General features: G+C 45.8%; 16 protein-coding genes. 11 read left to right on the top strand and 5 right to left on the bottom strand.

The annotated features are described in order from the left end of the window. Nucleotides 1–35: 35 nt before the first annotated feature. From hemL to BGO59_RS30905, 3 genes are all read left to right on the top strand, one after another. Nucleotides 36–1,322, top strand: a complete 1,287-nt coding sequence (hemL, locus tag BGO59_RS30915; protein WP_293690700.1) for a glutamate-1-semialdehyde 2,1-aminomutase — start codon at nucleotides 36–38, stop codon at nucleotides 1,320–1,322. 97 nt (nucleotides 1,323–1,419) lie between these two features. Further along, the gene (locus BGO59_RS30910) at nucleotides 1,420–2,427 is read left to right on the top strand and encodes a glycosyltransferase (RefSeq protein WP_293690698.1); all 1,008 of its coding nucleotides are present in this window, start codon (nucleotides 1,420–1,422) and stop codon (nucleotides 2,425–2,427) included. 173 nt (nucleotides 2,428–2,600) lie between these two features. Further along, complete coding sequence (locus BGO59_RS30905; protein ID WP_293690696.1) at nucleotides 2,601–2,957, top strand: hypothetical protein; 357 nt, start codon at nucleotides 2,601–2,603, stop codon at nucleotides 2,955–2,957. Between the two features lie 33 nt (nucleotides 2,958–2,990). On the opposite strand, the gene BGO59_RS30900 is transcribed toward BGO59_RS30905, so the two are convergent. Then, entirely contained in the window at nucleotides 2,991–3,146 is a 156-nt protein-coding gene (locus tag BGO59_RS30900; protein ID WP_293690694.1) for a hypothetical protein, read from the bottom strand. A gap of 397 nt (nucleotides 3,147–3,543) precedes the next feature. Between BGO59_RS30900 and BGO59_RS30895 the strand changes: the two genes are divergently transcribed. Beyond that, nucleotides 3,544–4,344: a TIGR00730 family Rossman fold protein gene (locus tag BGO59_RS30895; protein ID WP_020598224.1), complete on the top strand. Its 801-nt coding sequence runs from the start codon at nucleotides 3,544–3,546 to the stop codon at nucleotides 4,342–4,344. 73 nt (nucleotides 4,345–4,417) lie between these two features. Here BGO59_RS30895 and BGO59_RS30890 read toward each other — a convergent pair whose 3' ends face one another. Both BGO59_RS30890 and dnaB read right to left on the bottom strand, forming a co-directional pair. Then, nucleotides 4,418–4,993: a DUF2911 domain-containing protein gene (locus tag BGO59_RS30890; RefSeq protein WP_293690691.1), complete on the bottom strand. Its 576-nt coding sequence runs from the start codon at nucleotides 4,991–4,993 to the stop codon at nucleotides 4,418–4,420. A gap of 96 nt (nucleotides 4,994–5,089) precedes the next feature. After that, nucleotides 5,090–7,699 (bottom strand): replicative DNA helicase, encoded by a 2,610-nt coding sequence (dnaB, locus tag BGO59_RS30885; RefSeq protein WP_293690689.1) that lies wholly within the window; start codon nucleotides 7,697–7,699, stop codon nucleotides 5,090–5,092. Nucleotides 7,700–8,059: 360 nt separating this feature from the next. Between dnaB and BGO59_RS30880 the strand changes: the two genes are divergently transcribed. The 4 genes from BGO59_RS30880 to BGO59_RS30865 are packed head-to-tail and all read left to right on the top strand — an operon-like array spanning nucleotide 8,060 to nucleotide 13,051. Further along, a complete protein-coding gene (locus BGO59_RS30880; RefSeq protein WP_293690848.1) occupies nucleotides 8,060–9,025 on the top strand; it encodes a PhoH family protein in 966 nt (321 codons plus the stop codon). Continuing rightward, complete coding sequence (locus tag BGO59_RS30875; RefSeq protein ID WP_293690687.1) at nucleotides 9,006–10,388, top strand: M43 family zinc metalloprotease; 1,383 nt, start codon at nucleotides 9,006–9,008, stop codon at nucleotides 10,386–10,388. The genes BGO59_RS30880 and BGO59_RS30875 overlap by 20 nt, the downstream gene beginning before the upstream one ends. A gap of 51 nt (nucleotides 10,389–10,439) precedes the next feature. After that, nucleotides 10,440–10,892 carry a GNAT family N-acetyltransferase gene (locus BGO59_RS30870; RefSeq protein WP_293690686.1) on the top strand — a complete coding sequence of 151 codons (453 nt, stop codon included), beginning with the start codon at nucleotides 10,440–10,442 and terminating at the stop codon, nucleotides 10,890–10,892. Beyond that, nucleotides 10,889–13,051, top strand: a complete 2,163-nt coding sequence (locus BGO59_RS30865) for a ComEC/Rec2 family competence protein (RefSeq protein ID WP_293690684.1) — start codon at nucleotides 10,889–10,891, stop codon at nucleotides 13,049–13,051. Before BGO59_RS30870 ends, BGO59_RS30865 begins: the two co-directional genes overlap by 4 nt. A 72-nt stretch (nucleotides 13,052–13,123) precedes the next feature. Here the strand turns inward: BGO59_RS30865 and BGO59_RS30860 are convergent, their stop codons facing one another. Both BGO59_RS30860 and BGO59_RS30855 read right to left on the bottom strand, forming a co-directional pair. Further along, nucleotides 13,124–13,678 carry a hypothetical protein gene (locus BGO59_RS30860; protein ID WP_293690682.1) on the bottom strand — a complete coding sequence of 185 codons (555 nt, stop codon included), beginning with the start codon at nucleotides 13,676–13,678 and terminating at the stop codon, nucleotides 13,124–13,126. 80 nt (nucleotides 13,679–13,758) lie between these two features. Then, nucleotides 13,759–14,319: an ABC transporter permease gene (locus tag BGO59_RS30855; RefSeq protein WP_293690680.1), complete on the bottom strand. Its 561-nt coding sequence runs from the start codon at nucleotides 14,317–14,319 to the stop codon at nucleotides 13,759–13,761. Between the two features lie 116 nt (nucleotides 14,320–14,435). Between BGO59_RS30855 and BGO59_RS30850 the strand changes: the two genes are divergently transcribed. The 3 genes from BGO59_RS30850 to BGO59_RS30840 all read left to right on the top strand — a co-directional run bounded on the left by BGO59_RS30850 (nucleotide 14,436) and on the right by BGO59_RS30840 (nucleotide 18,468). After that, complete coding sequence (locus BGO59_RS30850; protein WP_293690678.1) at nucleotides 14,436–15,107, top strand: TetR/AcrR family transcriptional regulator; 672 nt, start codon at nucleotides 14,436–14,438, stop codon at nucleotides 15,105–15,107. A gap of 91 nt (nucleotides 15,108–15,198) precedes the next feature. Next, nucleotides 15,199–16,530 (top strand): AarF/ABC1/UbiB kinase family protein, encoded by a 1,332-nt coding sequence (locus BGO59_RS30845; protein ID WP_293690676.1) that lies wholly within the window; start codon nucleotides 15,199–15,201, stop codon nucleotides 16,528–16,530. A 438-nt stretch (nucleotides 16,531–16,968) separates the two neighbouring features. Next, nucleotides 16,969–18,468: a hypothetical protein gene (locus tag BGO59_RS30840; protein ID WP_293690674.1), complete on the top strand. Its 1,500-nt coding sequence runs from the start codon at nucleotides 16,969–16,971 to the stop codon at nucleotides 18,466–18,468. The last annotated feature ends 25 nt before the right edge of the window (nucleotides 18,469–18,493 follow it).

Genomic DNA, 18,493 nt, shown 5'->3' with positions numbered 1-18,493 from the left:
CATTCTATCACTCAATCATTCTATCATTCGTAAAAATGACAACGAGCGAACAATTATTTGAAAAGGCGAAAACGCTTATTCCAGGTGGGGTAAACTCTCCTGTGCGTGCTTTCCGGGCAGTTGGCGGATCTCCACTGTTTATCAAATCAGCTAAGGGGCCTTACCTCTATGATGAAGATGGACGTCAATATATTGAATTAATAAATTCGTGGGGGCCGATGATTCTGGGCCACGCTTTTGAGCCGGTCGAAAAGGCGGTACGTGACGCAATCCAATACTCGTTTTCGTTTGGAGCTCCAACGCGTAAAGAAGTCGAAATGGCTGAATTGATCACGGCCATGGTGCCATCGGTCGAGAAAGTCCGGATGGTAAATTCGGGTACGGAAGCAACGATGGCTGCTATCCGTGTGGCCAGAGGTTTTACCGGGAGAGATAAAATTATCAAGTTTGAAGGCTGTTACCACGGGCATGGCGATTCGTTCCTGATTGCGGCTGGTAGTGGAGCCATGACTATGGGGGTGCCTGATAGCCCTGGGGTCACCAAAGCAACAGCTGCCGATACACTGACAGCGCCATACAACGATTTAGCGGCTGTTGAAGTCTTGCTGGAGAATAATCAGAACCAGGTGGCTGCCGTTATTTTGGAGCCGGTTGTCGGTAATATGGGATGTGTATTGCCAGAGCCTGGCTTTCTGGAAGGCATTCGCTCGTTATGTGATAAGTACGGAACTCTACTGATTTTCGACGAGGTGATGACTGGATTCCGCCTGTCAAAAGGAGGGGCTCAGGAGCGCTTTGGTATCACGCCTGATCTGACAACAATGGGGAAGATCATTGGAGGAGGTATGCCGGTGGGTGCTTATGGTGGCCGGGCTGATATTATGAATCAGGTATCACCGGCTGGCCCTATTTATCAGGCTGGTACATTGTCCGGTAATCCGATTGCTATGTCGGCAGGTATGGCCATGCTGCATTACCTAAACGAACATCCTGAGGTATATACGCGCCTGGAAACGATAGGGGATAAACTAGTGAACGGATTTCGCAAGGGCTTACAGAAAGCAGGATTGAACTATACTATCAATCATATTGGCTCCATGTTTACCTTGTTTATGACCGGGCGGCCGGTTTCGAACTTTTCGGATGCCAAGTCCTGTGATGTGCCCCTGTTTGGCCGATATTTTCATGCGATGTTAGATCGTGGTGTCTATTTGGCCCCATCACAGTTCGAAAGTCTGTTTCTGTCCATTGCCTTAACCGATGACCTGGTGGACCAGATCATTCAGGCCAACGAAGAAAGTCTTCTGGAAGTGATAAAATAAGTAGGCTTAAAAAGTGCAGCGTGAACAAGCGGTTAACTAAATACCCAACTAAGCTTTCGGGCACGTTGCTCTTTTCATATTTTACACTTAATGCTTGATGTTCTTTTCCGTTATCATACCCGTTTACAATCGCCCGGACGAGTTACGTGAGCTTTTGGAAAGCCTGACGAAACAGACGTATAACCAGTTTGAAGTACTTGTGATTGAAGATGGTTCACGAGAGAAAGCCGATGAGGTAGTTAACGCGTTTCGTGACCGACTGGACATCCGGTATTTCTTTAAACCGAATTCGGGGCAGGGGTTTACCCGGAACTACGGTTTCGAACGAGCAAGAGGTGATTATTTTGTGATTTTTGATTCCGATGCGCTTGTACCGAACCATTATTTTGCCGTTGTGAATGAACGTATCATCCAGGATAAGCTGGATGCGTATGGCGGACCTGATAAAGCTCACCCCGATTTTACTCCCATACAGCGGGCAATTAGCTATTCGATGACATCACCCTTTACAACAGGGGGCATACGTGGCAGTAAGAAGAACCTCGGCGGAACATACCATCCACGGAGCTTCAACATGGGACTTTCCCGCAACGTATGGGAAACAATCGGAGGGTATAAACTGACGCGCATGGGTGAAGATATTGAGTTCGCTATTCGTATCATCGAAAATGGTTTCCGTACGGGGCTAATTCCTGATGCGTTTATCTATCACAAACGTCGAACCGATTTTGGCCAGTTTTTTCGGCAACTCCGCTTTTTTGGACGTGCCAGAATCAATATTTCGCGGTACTATCCCGGCGAGCTGAAGCTGGTGCATGCCATTCCGGCTTTGTTTACACTGTTTGTTTTGTCAATTCCGCTGTGGGCACTCATCAGTCACATATTATTTGGGATAGCAGTTGGTTTGTTAGGGCTGATTGCCATACTTATTCTAATCGACGCTACTCGAAAAGAAAAAAGTCTGACAATTGGATTATTGAGTGTGCAAGCTGCTTTTACTCAGTTGCTCGGATATGGTATTGGCTTTTTAACTGAGGGCTGGAAGCGGATACGGGAACCGAAAGAGTTTAGAGAGACCGGGGCTAGTATTGATTATCCATCTTAACCATGAAACGTATAAGAATTTAGTTAAGTGATCACAGATTTTTCAATTTATCTGGTTAGTCGCTGTAAATGGCGAATGAAAAGCCTGTAAACTCGTTATATTCGCCAAAGAAGGAGCACTTGTCAACGAAATTAGTCTGTCAGGTGTTACTGTACTAAAAGACGCCTAAGTTGATGAACAAGCTTGCCAAACCACCCGGCCAACGATTAGTTAAACGCATGAGCACCCGAACAAAAGGGCTGATTGTCGTCTCATTGGGGCTAATCCTGTTTAGCATAGGTCTGTGTGTGTTTAGTGTAGCCGCCGAAGCCAATCAGTCAGGGGCTCCTTTTCGGCAGTGGTTTTTATGGGGAACCTATAGCCTCATTCTTATCAATGGCGGATTATTGCTATTTGGGCAGGCAGTTCGCTACCGGGTTCAGATTGACTATCGTCGGTTTGTACGTCGTGAACTCAAAAAGCGGGACCGTGAGTGGACACGCATGTTCCAAAAACGAAAAGCCCCGCTTGGAAAAAGCGAGGCAAAATAAGAAAGACCCTTCGTATAAAAGTCAGCTGATTGGTTAGGCTGCTTTCTTCTCAGCAAACGATGCCTTAATGGCGTCTACATCTACATTCTTAATGATAGGTTTGCGGAGCAATTGCTTAATTGCATTCGTTTTATTGTTAGCAATCGCCCGATTCCGACGAGCTTTGCGCTTTAATTCTGTTACTGCCATGATTGTATAAACTAAATTTTTGTCGGTTCATGAAAATCAGAGCGCAAAATTAGGGATTTTTTAGTCAAAATGGGCCATATGTTCGGTTTTTTTACAATCGAAACCTTGATTATCGGTAAATTCAATAACCGTAGGCTAGTAATTAGATGATATTTGGTAAAAGCGGTTTTCGGCAATAGGTTATTAACGTATATGAATCGTATTGGGCTTAAAGTAAAAGTGATTGGAGCTTTGTATATGCGAAACGTTTTACCCCAAATTGTCGTTATAGTAATCCGCTCTATTAAAAACCCAGCATTCATTCAGCTTGAACCGAGTTTTTGAGTAAGTTGAGCGGGTTATATAGTGTTTGACTAGTGAGTACGTTTTGCGCCCACTGCCTTTTTTATTGATGTACATGGAAGAAACAAAAGAGAATGTTCACCGCTCTGAAGCGCAGAGCACCGAACGCATTGCAACAGACTTACCCAAGCGCGACGAGTTACTCCTTACCCCCGATGAACAACGTATAAAAGAAGCGTTTACAGATCATGACTGGAATGAAATAAAAACGGCTGATTCGTGGGTGATCTTTAAGGTAATGGCCGAATTTGTTGAAGGCTTTGACAAATTAGCCAAGATCGGCCCCTGTGTATCGATATTTGGTTCTGCTCGTACCAAGCCCGACAACAAATATTACAAAATGACTGAAGAGATTGCTGCCAAACTAGTGCGGCATGGCTATGGCGTCATTACTGGAGGAGGACCAGGGATCATGGAAGCCGGTAATAAAGGTGCCTTTGAGCAGGGCGGAAAATCGGTTGGTCTTAACATCAAGCTACCGTTTGAGCAACATAGTAATATTTATATAGATCCCGATAAAAGCATAAACTTCGACTTTTTCTTTGTTCGAAAAGTGATGTTCGTGAAGTATGCACAGGGGTTTGTAGTTATGCCCGGTGGTATGGGTACTCTTGATGAACTCTTTGAAGCGATGACGTTGATTCAAACCCGAAAAATTGCCCGTTTCCCTATTGTGCTGGTTGGGCGGTCCTATTGGCAGGGCCTTATCGATTGGATCAACAATGTAATGCTGGGCGAAGAACATAATATCAACCCAGAGGATATGAAATTGATCAATGTGGTGGATACGCCTACTGAAGCCGTCAAGGTTATTGATGATTTCTACAGTAAATACCTGCTTAAGCCGAATTTTTAATCAGCTATAGTTTCGAACTAAAAAAGCCGGTTCTTATGCAGAACCGGCTTTTTTAGTAGAGTTGCAAGATGGGTTAAAAAGTGATGGGGATATCAACCTGCACATTATCCCAGGCCAGCATCATGATTGACTCGGTTGGTGTGTCTTTGGCTTTTTTAAATTGAACCGTAAAATTTTCCACCACATTTTCAGTTTTTTTGACGGAAGCCGTTACCCGTAATACATCCAGCTCGGGTTTGTAGCTATAAGCACCCCATTGGTCCAGATCAGAATTCAGAATGATTGTCCACTCTGTTTCAGTCGGAATGGCATATAGCGAATACACACCCGCTTTAATTTTTTTACCCTGAATGGTTGCATCGGTAAAAAACTTGATTTCGGTCGCTTCGTTTGCACCAACTCGCCACACTTTACCATACGGAATGAGTTTACCAAAGACCTCCCGCCCGTTTTTGGCGGGCCGACTGTAGGTAACGCGGGCGTAGACTTTATCGCCCACTTTAGCAGGAGCAAACTTACGATCGTGGGCAAAATCGTCTGGATAATAGGCCATATCCATCGGGCTTTTGTCGAGGCCTCGTAACGATTGCGCTTCGGTTGAAAAGGCGAAGCTAAGAAGTAAAGCCGCCAGTAAACCAGCAAATTTCATAGTCTGTTTAGTAAAGAGTGAACGGAAATGATAAGGCCTTCATACCCTATGAAGAGAGCCTCGACAAAAATAGCGGATAAAAGAAAATAGCTACTATTAGAACGGCGTCTCCTGACTTGGGTCTGCATTGCCAAAACTCGACATATCGTTGGCCTTACTTTTGAACACACTCCCTGCCGACGGAGGAGCATCGAAGCTAGTCAGGCCATTAACATTTGCGCCAAAACCCTGTGCCTGAACGGGTTCGAAATACGAATCGAGGTCACAGAATTTGGTGAACTTGTTGATGAACCGTAGCTGAATAGTATCGAGCGAGCCACTTCGGTTCTTAGCAATGATCACTTCGCCAATACCGACTGTCGAGTTGCCGTTTTCATCCTGTGTAATATTGTAATACTCAGGACGGTATAGGAAACAAACCATGTCGGCATCCTGCTCGATAGATCCCGATTCCCGAAGGTCAGAAAGTTGCGGTTTCTTATCGCCCCCCCGCGTTTCTACCGCCCGGCTCAGCTGCGAAAGCGCAATAACCGGAACGTTTAGTTCTTTCGCCAGGTTTTTCAGCGCTCTTGAAATCGATGCAATTTCCTGTTCACGGTTGCCACCAGCCCGGCCCGACGAATCGCCCGACATGAGCTGGAGGTAGTCAATGACCACCATTTGTATATCATGCTGTGCTTTCAATCGACGGCACTTGGCCCGAAGCTCCAGAATGGATAGGGCAGGGGTATCGTCGATAAAGATGGGAGCTTCGGTTAGCCGTTGAATTTTATGGTGTAACTGGGTCCATTCGTGCGGAGCCAGCGTTCCTTTCCGAATTTTTTCTGAGTCGATCTCCGCTTCAGCCGAAATAAGACGGTTTACCAACTGCACGGACGACATCTCCAGTGAAAAGATGGCGACGCCCTTGCCGTGATCGACTGCTGCATTCCGAAGAGCCGACACCACAAATGCCGTGTTGTGAGTAACAGTCATGTCTTCCAGTAGAAACAACCGATTGCCATCAATCGAAAAGCCGTAGTAGTCATCGACTTTATCGTATTCGACCTGTATTCCGGTTACACGCCAATCAGCTCTTGCTTTGAGAGCGCGCGCTTTTTTACGTTCAATTCGTACAGGTATGGTATCAAGATTTCCAAAGATCCGTAATCGGTAAACAGTTGATAAATACCCTCGGGAAGAGATACTTGCCTGCTTTTCCTTGAGCGAACAACGGAAACCCAGTGTATCGCACAGATATTTCAGTTGTTCGGCCAGCGCTTTATTCTTCTGAGTGATCTCGTAGCAATTGAAGGCTTCCTGATAATGCCCATCGCTATCAATTAAACCAGCGAGTAATTTTAGCCGGTTTTCAGTTGAATTGATGAGATAAGCACGTGGAATATGCTTATTTTCAATTACTGATAAACCACGTAACTGCTCCTGTACATTGAAGGAAGATCGTACACCTCGTTGACCAGTCGTAATGGCGTGACTCGGTGCTTTACCAACTTGCTGATACGTTGATAGTGTCAGATTTAAGTCATCGGCGTACCCTTTCAAATAATCGACAACCTCAGTATCAATATTCGTAATTCGAGAACTATAGGAATGACCATCTCCCAACCAGAGTCCTACGAAATAAGGATCAAGAGGGACTGCCTGTGCGGGGAAATGAACAGCCACTTTATAGCCTTTGTAGTTCGTTTTAAACTTGGCCGATTTAGTCAGGTAATCCCGAACCGTAATGTTAAGAACCTCCCCTTTTTTATAGGGCCCTTCCGTACGGCTACGTTTCAGGGATAAAATATGGCTTTCGTTGACTCGATAACTAATGCCCTTGTTTTGATGCACCCAGTACATACGTTCCTGGCCACGGGCAATGCTAAGCACACGGCGAGGGGTAGAATCATCACCCATTAGCAGATCACCTTCCTGCACATCCTCGACCTTCCGCAGTGACCCATCGAACATGACAACCTTAGTGCCTTTACCGAGGCATTTTCCCATCGCAGGCCTTGCTGCTAGAATAATAAGTTCGGTAGGTTGCCAGCCCGAAGTGACCCGGTCGAGTTGAGTAAATCCCGAAGGAACACCCGTTAAGCCCTCCTGATTTTTTTTGGTTTCCAGCTCATTAAGCGCCATTCGAACAATGGTACTCATGTCGGCATAGTTCTTCTTGATGTTCGATTCCGAAATCTTGAAGAGGGATTGTTCGGTGCGGTCCAGAAGCTCAAACACGTCGGTGGTATCTTCGTACGCGTCGCGCAGAATCGTGGACGACATGGCAATCAGCGCACGCTTGAGCGCCTGCTCCGAAACAATCCGGGCATGGTATTCAATGTTCGCAGCTGAGTTGACCCGGAAGGTTAATTCAGAGACGTATCCAGCACCACCAACCATCTCAATTTCACCTGTTTTACGCAATTGTTGCGTAACTGTTAACAAATCGATCGGGTCAGAATTGCCAAAAAGCGTCAGGATCGCATTGTAAATCCGCTGGTGTGCTTCTTTGTAAAACGTCTCGGGTTTAAGAATGTCAACAACAGATGATAATGCATCTTTTTCGATCATTAACGCCCCCAGAACGGCTTCTTCAAGGTCCAGAGCCTGTGGCGGTAATTTCCCGAGGCCGGTGTCGAGCCAGTGATTACCTGCCTGTTGACGACCTCCGGCGAAGGCAGAAGGTTTACGAAGGTGTTGGTTCGGGCGTGCGTTGTTCTCCATTGTCTCACCGCAAGTTTACGAAATTAACGCTTCATAAGGCAAATCCTATTGGATGTGACGTATATAGTTCAGAGCGAAAAATTGTTCGTAACATTCTGGTAATGTTGCTACTAAGATACGGCAAAAAAAATAGAGTTTTTAAGCAACGGTTCTGGGTCGTATTGGCGTATAAAGGAGGAATGATGAGCTGTGAACTGTGTGTCAGAAAGATACAAATTTATTCCTGAAAAATGGGGAATGGTATCGATTGGGCGGCTTGAGTAAGAAATGTGGGCGAGCGAATAAATTTTTGAGAAAATGCGTTGTACAAGTAAAGAAATCGCTTACTTTTCGGAATCACACATTAAACCTATTCATCGTTTGGTCGAAAAAGTCATCACTCTCGACAATATATCACTCATCGATTTTTTGGGTGTCGAGAATAATAACATCAAGGAAGTGGCAGCTGCCTTTCCCATGAGCAAAATTATCTCGCGCGGTAACGAAATACGCATCAAGGGAACCACGCCTGAGATAAGCCGGATTAGTGACATTCTGGAATCACTACTGGAGCATTATCAGAAATACGGAAAAATTACCCACGAAAACGTTCAGAATTATATCAGTCATAGTGGTCAGCCTACAAATGGAGGCTCGCTGGCTCCCCCTAGTTTGCCCGACGACGATGAAGTTCTGGTTTATGGAAACCGTGGTGTAGTTGTACGTGCCCGAACTGATAACCAGAAACGTCTGGTAGAGGCCGCTGAGAAGCATGATCTTGTCTTCGCCATAGGACCCGCAGGTACGGGTAAGACCTATACGGCTGTTGCTATTGCGGTACGGGCCTTAAAGAATAAAGAAGTCAAGAAAATTATCATTACTCGTCCAGCTGTCGAAGCGGGGGAAAACCTGGGCTTTTTGCCGGGCGATCTGAAAGAGAAAATAGATCCGTATCTGCGGCCGATTTATGATGCGCTCGATGATATGATTCCGGCCGAAAAGCTGAAATTTTATACCGAAAACCGGATCATTGAAATTGCGCCACTAGCTTACATGCGTGGTCGTACGTTGAACAACGCGTTTATTCTGCTGGATGAAGCGCAGAATACGACATCGATGCAGATGAAGATGTTTCTGACCCGGATGGGGCCTACATCGAAAGCCATTATTACGGGTGACCGATCACAAATTGACTTACCCAACCGGCAGAAGTCAGGGCTGGTTGAGTCTGTTGATATTCTGAAAAATATCAAAGGAATCGCCTTCGTAGAGCTGGATGGTCGCGATGTGGTTCGGCATAAGCTCGTTCGAGAAATTATTAATGCATATGATAAAGCAGGGCACTAACCGCCTGACTCTCAACAAGCGAATCGTTTGGGCCTGGCTCATCGGTTCGCTTGTTTTATTGATGTCGCCAATTGCTGGTGCACAAACATCACCCGACTCAACAATTAGGCGTTGTGCTGTTGTCAACCAGGAACGACTACTGCAACAGCGCGACCCCAACCGTCTTCAACTGATTCAGGAGCTTAACAGGCGTATTGAACAAAGGCAGATCGAGCAGAAATCGTTGAGGACTACCGCTGCCGATACGACGGTTTATCGAATTCCAATCGTTGTTCATGTCGTGCATAATAACGCTTCTGGTGTTATTGGTGGCTCTAACAATGTCAATATTTCGGAAGCCCAGATCCTTTCTCAAATTCAGGTTTTAAACGAAGATTACCGACGGAAGGCTGGTACAAACGGATACAATACCAGCGCGATAGGGGCAGATGCCAGAATTGAGTTTTTTCTGGCAACGATTGATCCGAATGGAAATCCTACCAATGGTATTACCCGGCATTATTATTCAGCGAAGGCGACCTTCGATATTCAGAATGATGATGTGCTTCTGTCACAAATCGCTTATTGGCCAAGTGATCAATATTTAAATATATGGGTGGCCGATTATCAGGGAGATTACATCGGTTATGGACAGTTTCCTACGGCGGCTGATACGCTAAAAGGATTGCAGGCAAATTTGAATGTAAATACGGATGGTGTACGAATCGATTACCAGACCTTTGGTCGGCAAATCGGTACTGTAAATCGTACCTATTATATGTTAGGGCGAACCGTTTCGCACGAAATCGGCCATTGGCTTGGACTAATTCATCCTTGGGGAGATGGTAATGGTTGTAATGAAGACTATGTTGCCGATACGCCACTGACCGAAGACCGATCTGTATCGCCTACATCCTGTAAACAAACCTATTCGACTTGTGTGGCTGGTAAACAAACCCGCGATCTGGTTGAGAATTATATGATGTATTCGCCCGACGCCTGTATGAATATGTTTACTGCCGGGCAGGTAGCCCGTATGCGAGCCGTGCTGGTCTTGAGTCCTCGCCGGGCAAAGGTGGTAAAACTAGCGTCGATAACGACACCATTGACTGAGTCGGAGCAACTAACGGTGAAAGTATATCCTAATCCGTATCAAAGTGATTTGCAAACCGATATTCCCTTGATGGATGTACAGCTCAAGGGGATTCAGTCATTTCAGGTGGATGTATTTGATGGCACAGGCCGTCAGGTACGGACAGCCAGTTATGCTAATTCGTCCAGTACACGGTTGGCGCTTCCTGTAACAGGATTGGCAAAAGGTATGTATATTGTTCGGGTCAAAACAGCTAGCGAAGCGGTTAGTAAACGTTTTGTGGTACAATGACTATCATTTACGGTCTTCCGTAAACCGAATCTCGTAAAAAATCCACTTGCTATGATCACGGTTCTACCCATTTCCAGTCCTGCTGATCTTGAAAAGGCCTTTGCTATTCGCCGGGAAGTATTTGTTGATGAGCAGCATGTTTCGCCGGAAGAAGAGTTTGATGAATTTGAAGATAGTAGTACACAGTTTCTGGCTGTCGATGAAGGTATTCCCTGCGGTACAGCGCGTTGGCGACGAACATCTAACGGTGTTAAGCTAGAGCGATTTGCTGTTTTAATAGCATTTCGCGGAAAAGGAGTAGGCAGGGCTTTGGTTCAGGCCGTCCTGGATAGTGTGTTTAGTCAGCAGCCGGAGCCTATCGAACGCATTTATTTGCATGCGCAAGTCACGGCTATGCCACTTTATGCCTCATTTGGGTTTGTGGCTGTCGGACCAATGTTCGAAGAAGCTGGTATCCAGCATTACAAAATGGTGTTGCCAGCATCTGCCTATTCAAAACGATGAATGGGCAACCCTTTGTTCGATATGTCGCAGGGTTGATCGCTGGCATCGTTCTGTACGTGCTATGGCCAGATTGGTACTTCCTGCCTGTAGGTGCATTGGCTGTTGGCCTGTGCCTATACGTGTGGAGATTCTTTTCTCACTCAGATCAACCCATTAAACCTATCCAGACGTTGCCCGGAGTGGGTATTTTATTGATGCTGATAGGGTTGGGATGGGCTATTACTTTTCAGCGTACTTCCAGTAATAGATCCAGCGACATTAGTCATCTTACTGATTCGCTGCAGGCTTACGTCGGTGTAATTTCTGCACAGCCAGAAGAACGGGCAAAAACATATCGGGTTGAACTGGAAATCCAGCAAGGCAGGTGGATAAGCCATCAAGCAACTGGAGAAAAGAAGGCTTCACTGGGTTCGGCAGGCACTTGGCACGCACTGAGTGGTCGTGTAATTGTCTATTTAGATAAAGCTGGACAGCACATGCCTTCGTATGGGGAAGTTTGGATTGTATCTGGAGCTCCCCGGCCAATTGATCCTCCACTTAACCCCGGCGAATTTAATTACAAACGGTATCTTAGCTACCGAAACATAGGCCATCAGCAATACCTTCGCCCGTTTCAACGACAGGTCTTATCGGTTGACCCGCCCAATCCCGTTACCCGGTTAGCCACTCAGGTAAACCGCTGGGCCGACAGCGTACTAACTCAACAAATTGGAACTCGACCTGAATTTGGGGTTGTAAACGCCATGATACTGGGCGTTCGTGATGATCTGGATACGGAACAATATCGAGCATATTCGGCAGCAGGGGCTGTACATATATTATCTGTTTCGGGCCTGCATGTAGGCATTCTCTTTCAGGTGCTGACGTTTTTACTGGGCTTCCTGGCGAAACGCAAGGGTGGAAAACTTTTGATGGCGGCTTTGCAGTTGACCATATTGTGGTTTTATGCGCTCGTAACAGGTTTTTCGCCACCAGTACTCCGCTCGGCCGGCATGTTTTCGATGGTAATAGTAGCCAACGCTTTAGGACGCCAACAGCAATTGCCAAATACATTAGGGGCTTCGGCTTTTTTTATTCTATGTTTTGACCCTTACGCGCTGTTTTCGGCTGGCTTTCAGTTGTCTTACCTGGCTGTGGCTGGCATCGGAGCCTGGCAATCGTCGCTTTATCAGTCGGTTACGTTTTGGAGTACATGGGCCAATCGGCTTTGGGAACTGACGGCGGTGGCGTTGGTGGCGCAACTGATTACGTTTCCACTCGGTGTTTTTTACTTTCACCAGTTTCCAACTTATTTTTTGCTCGCCAATCCGGTTGTGATTGTCATGTCAGAGATCCTGCTGCCATTGGCAATGTTATGTCTAGCTTTGAGCTGGTTGCCGTATTTAAACAGTGTACTGGGATGGTTGCTTCAAAAAGTAGCCTGGTTGCTGAATGGCGCGGTTCAGCTAACCAGTGAATTGCCAGGTGCTGCCTGGGACGGACTTTGGTTGTCGCCTGCTGCTTTGGGGTTAACGTACGGGATTATTTTTTGTGGAGCGGCTTTATTACTGACACGTAATCGCGATTACCTGTGGGCAACATGCGTAGCTTCGATCGCATTAGCAGTCGTACTGATAGCCGAAATGTCGCATCAGGCTCATCAGGAGAAACTCGCAGTTCATTTTCTACCGCATCACACGGCAGTCAGCCTAACGAGTGGACGACAATGCACACTGCTGACTGATCTGGACAGCACCGATACACGCTCGTATGATTTTTACCTGAAAAACACCTTTGGTCAGTGGGGTATTTTGCGTACGAGAACGGCCTATTTGCAACGAAGTGGTACGCCTGGCGGTACGTTAGTTTCGGTTCCGGGTCTTCATCAGTCGCGTGATTGGGCCCTTTGGGTATGGCATGACAAGACGATTCTACTGGCGAATAAATTTAATGGGCGCTCTAACTGGCGATTGCCTGCTGTGGTCGATTACCTGATTATTCGACGGAATGCGCTACGGGAGTGGAGCCAGCTAAATAAGAGAGTGGTAGCCAGGCATATTATCTTCGATGATTCAAACCGAACCCCTTTGACCGACAAGCTATTAGCTGAGGCTCGTGAACGAGGAATCAGTTGCTTTTCGGTTCGGCAGATGGGGGCTTATGTGGCTGATTTGGAGTAATCAATACGAACGTTGTATAGGCTAAAAAAAACGGTCAGAACTTATTTTTCTGACCGTTTTCTTATTTTAGGGTTATTGTTTTGGAGCACCTGTCGAATCTGATTGAGTAGGTGTGCCTTTAGGAGCAGGAGGACGCCAGCCGCCAACGGCTTTCTGCATTTCAGGCTTTTTCGATTGATACAAACTCCATTGCTCAGGTGTTAGAATGCCTTTGAGCTTATCTTCTTTTTCTTCATTGAGCATAAGCATCATGTCTTCAATCTGTTTACGGCTTTCAGGAGTCGGTTTTCCACTGGTACCAATAATATCCTTAATGGCGGACTGCTGCTGATTTCCGTATTCGGTATTGAGTTGTTTAATTGCTTTTAACTGGTCTTTAGAAGGCGAAAGGTTTTCCTTGATCCACTTGGTTTCCCGCTGGGCCAGTTCGCCCGCAATGTTGGGGATGTTGGATCGAGAGGTCGCCGTCATGTCCTGGCTAAAGTTACCGCCCATACGGCGTCCCATACCACCATAGCCGCCGTATCCACCATACCCACCATATTGACCAAAACTCTGAATGGATATCAATAAGCTAGCACAAAGGCATAGATTACGCAGAATACGGGACAGAACTGATACGTTCATAGTTACGATTTGATTTGCCACAATGGGCCGTTAGAACGGCGAAGTTCGGAAAAAATGAAATAGCAGTACATACATCTGCCCTAACGAGCGTATGAGTTTCGGCCTAGAGGGGTTTCGGTAGCCTGCACCCGAACGCGCATCAGGGGTTGTTCCCCTTCAGGGACCAGCACGATAATATTGTTAGAGACCGTTTCGCCGTTTTCGAGCATATGACCAGCCTGCACCTGAATAGTCGTTGTGACCACTTTACCTTCGGCATTTTTTGAGCTTGTGGAATAGGGAACCGAGAAAGGCCGGGCACGAACAGTAGTTGTTTTCGACGTTAACCGGGCCCCCGTTGCATTCACACAGTCGAAATTGGCGAGTAAGTCCTGATCCTGTAAACCGAATGTAGTTTGCCGGGGGAAAAATAGACGGGTACATCCACTTTTGTTCGTTACATAAACGGTTAATTCATACCGATTAAATGTCCCTTTGCTGCCCACTTCTTTTTTACTTTCGTTGCGAATAGCATACCCGTATTCTATGCCATTAAATTGAGCCGGTTGATCGGTTGTTATCTCATACGACGACTGAGCCTGTGTAGAAAAGCCAAATCCAGCAAAAAGCGTCAGGAGCAAACAAAAAAGGCGTGTGTTCATGAAGAATAATAAGAGGATAAGTACGGGATAAATTTACGATGAAAATGGTAATTTTTCCAGCATTTTTGTAGCTGAGCAGACAAACTTTTCTGACCAACAGACCGTTGCAGAAGTATATGGAAACGCTCGAAAAAATCCGCAAGGCGTACACCGAGTACGTCCTGGAACATGGAAAACAGCCCACCTCCGTTTTCCAGTTTGTAAAAAAACTCAAGATTGCCGAAGCTGACTTTTATAAAGAATATGCTTCATTCGACGCAATCGAAGCTGATGTCTGGACTACCTTTTTTAACGAAGCGAAAGCAACTGTAGAGGCTGACCAGACCTATCAGAGTTACTCCGTTCGAGAGAAACTACTGGCCTTCTACTACACCTGGATTGAGTTGCTGAAATCCCAACGGAGCTTTGTCGTTTACAGCTTCGGTCGTTTGCGGACTGAAGGGCTCAGTACTCGTCGTTTAGGCCCTGGTGCGTGGCGACCCGAACCGAAGTCGCGCGTACTAGAACCCTTCAAAGACGTATTCTACGACTTTGCCCGTGATTTGCTGGCCGAAGGGCGTGAAAGCAAAGAGGTTGAACCTCGCCCGTTTATTACCGATCGTTACCCCGACGCGCTCTGGGGGCAAACGCTTTATCTGCTTGATTTCTGGGTACGCGATGTGAGCAAAAACTTCGAAAAAACTGATACAGCTATTGAGAAGACCGTCAACACTGCTTTTGACCTGATTGGACGTTCTCCTCTGGATACGCTGTTCGACCTGGCGAAGTTTATGTACCAGAACAAATGATTGAATGTTTAATGATAGAATGACTGAATTAAATGGCCAGCCTGCGCTTATTCAATCATTTAATCGCTCAATCATTCAAAATTAACGCCACATGAAAACTCAAACGTCTGTTCCTACCACCAAAGTGGCCCGTGCTACACAGTTTGTTAAGGCTGGGGTAAAGGTTGGGGGGAATTATATAAAACATTATAGCAAAAAGCTGCTTGACCCTGAATTGCCCCGAGAGGAGTTACACAAGGATAACGCGGCAGATATTTATGAAGCCCTGAGCGAATTGAAAGGATCAGCCCTGAAAATGGCTCAGATGCTAAGCATGGATCGTGGTTTGTTGCCGGTGGCATACTCGGATAAATTCACGATGGCCCAATATTCGGCTCCACCTTTATCAGGACCGCTTGTCATCAAGACGTTTCGGACTTACTTCGGAAAATCACCCTCGCAGTTGTTCGATTCATTCAATATCAATGCCATCAATGCAGCTAGTATCGGTCAGGTGCATGAAGCCTGGAAAGACGGGAAAAAGCTGGCCGTAAAGATTCAATACCCCGGCGTGGCCGATTCCGTTAGTTCCGATCTGAAAATTGCTAAGCCGCTGGCTGTGCGGTTACTCAATCTGGATGAACGACAGATCGACTATTTCATGCAGGAGGTAGAAAGTAAACTACTGGAGGAAACCGATTACGAACTTGAACTTCGGCGTAGCATTGAAATATCAAACGCCTGTGCACATATTGATGGATTGGTATTCCCAAAATACTACCCGGACCTGTCAAGCCGACGTATACTGACTATGGACTGGCTCGATGGTTTGCATCTGCGGGAGTTTCTGGCAACAAATCCATCGCAGGATGTACGTGACCGTATCGGACAACTGTTATGGGATTTTTATGATCATCAGATTCATGCGCTCCGGCAGGTTCATGCCGACCCACACCCCGGCAATTTTCTGATGCGGGCCGATGGGACGATGGGGGTCATTGATTTTGGGTGTGTGAAAGTAATTCCCGATTATTTCTACGATAACTATTTCCAGTTGCTTCGGCCGGATAAACTGCTTGACCCGCCAGTAGCCGAGCAGGTGTTCATGAATCTGGGATTCCTGGTACCACAGGATACGGTTAAAGAGCGGAAGTTTTATTCCGACTTATTCGTCCAAATGATCGAGATGCTGGGTAAACCATTTGCGGTCGATTGGTTCGATTTCGGCGACGACGAGTATTTCAACAAAGTGTATGCGTTTGCCGAAGATTTGTCGAAGATGGAAGAACTACGCAATTCGAAAGTGGTACGGGCTAACCGGGATGGATTATACATCAACCGGACATACTACGGTTTATATGCTATGCTTAATGAGTTAAAAGCTCGTGTAAGGATTACAAAGCCAGAATGGTTGCAAACTGAGCAACTGGTTGGCCAATCGTAATTGGCTAATTCGGTTTGTTGTATTGCTATTGTCTAAATGCCCCTCCAGCAGAAACTGGAGGGGCATTTGCATACTATCGCTTCTGGTTTCACAAGTGAAGCTTCGCAAATAAGCCTGGCTACAACAAGTGCTGGGTAGGGGGCATATTTTCAGGCAGGAGTTCGGTTTGGCAGCGTGGTGTCTGTTGAATAGATGAGTATATTTTTGCCTACAGTTGAGTAATTCCCCCTACATTATAATCGCTGACTTCTAGCTTGTTTGATTGTTAAATTATTGAAAATCAATCATTAGTTGCTCTGAGTTGCCTTCGCTGAATCTTGGTATACTTTTTAGACAGTTTTTTTATACACACTAATAGGTATGTTTATGTTCGACTTATTAAATAAAATCAATGTATTCATTTATTATTGTAGTGTTTAAGTTTTTTCCTAACGAGTTGTGTCTCTACCCATTCTTTCGATTCATATAAGACGTTTTATACGCTTATGCCTGTTTATTATCTGCCAGAATACACTGGCTCAGTCAATTGTTCAGGATTCCGCTGAATACTATGCCTTGCAATTGAAAGGGCAGCACTCACCATTGGAACGAGCAGAAATACAGACTCAATTAGCCTGGTTTCTTAGCGAAAGGGGGGATTCCAAACAAGCTACACGGCTCACATTTAGCGCTATTGAAACACTCAAACAATATCAGGCCTACAAAAAATTATATCAGGCATATATTAATCTGGCGCAAATCTTTCAGTTTGAGCATAGTTTAACGAAAGCACTACAGTATGGGAAATTTGCTCTTAATTATGCTGAACTGTCCAGGGATAGTAGTCTGATTTCCAAGGCTATGCAAAACTATGCGATGATATTGGGTGAAAACAAGCAGTTTAAGCCATCACTCCACTATTTTGGTCAGGCTTTACAGTTAGCTACCACCCGGCGTGATACCAATAACCTTATTTTGGTTTATCTGAACGCTGCCAGTATTCTGATTGAGAAAGGTGATAATCAGCAAACAATTGATTATGCGCAGCGCGGACTTCAACTGGCGGAGGCTCGAAAACAACCTAGACAAATCCTCCGAGCAGCCGCAATTATTGGCGCTGCGCTCACCGGACTAAATCGGTTTGAGGAAGCCGACCGCTATTTTAAGCGTGCAGAATCGTTCCTGCCTACCATTGGTTCCTTATTTTATAACCGGGAACTAGCACTCATCCGCACGCAATGGGCTGAAAAACAAGCTAACTACCGAGCGGCTTATCAATATCAGAAATCGTATTTTTCCCTGGATACATCCTTAGCCAACCAGGCCAGTCGACAAAAAGTAAGCGAGCTGGAAGTACGCTTCAAGGCCAGAGAAAACGAACAGGCCAACGCCCGCCTGGAGCAGGAATTAACGTATCAACGCTGGTTGTTTATAGGTGGTATGTTGCTGTTGGGGCTGATTATTGTGGTCATTTATCTTCAGCGAAAGCAGCTGAGAAACCACAATCAATTGCTGGAGGCCCGGGAAAAAGTGGCCACACTGCAACTACAGACTGCCACTGAGCAGTTGACGTTTTTTGCCGATTCGGTAGTTCAGAAAAATGCCTTTATCGACCAGATCAGAAATGAACTGGATCAGTTAAAGCTAAAAGAAACGCAGGGTGGCGACGAATTAGTAGAGCAGTTGAACCGGGCCTGTATGCTAACCCAGGCCCAGTGGGATGATTTCCGAATAAAATTTGAACAACTACACCCGGAATTTATTGACCGATTATTACGGCAGGTTCCGAGCTTAACTGATACAGAACTAAAAATGGCCTGTATGATTCGCCTTCATTTCTCGCCCGGACAGATGGCGGGTATGTTAGGTATCTCGGCGGAAAGTGTAAAAAAGAATCGCTATCGGCTTCGCAAAAAAATAGTTACCGAAGATCTACCTGCTTATCTGTCAGTTATTTAACGAATTGTCCACTTTTTGTCCACCC

It is taken from the genome of Spirosoma sp. 48-14 (genome assembly GCF_001898575.1).
Taxonomy (GTDB): domain Bacteria; phylum Bacteroidota; class Bacteroidia; order Cytophagales; family Spirosomataceae; genus Spirosoma.
Note: the sequence above shows the minus strand (reverse complement) of the source record. Positions and strands in the feature narration are given on the sequence as shown.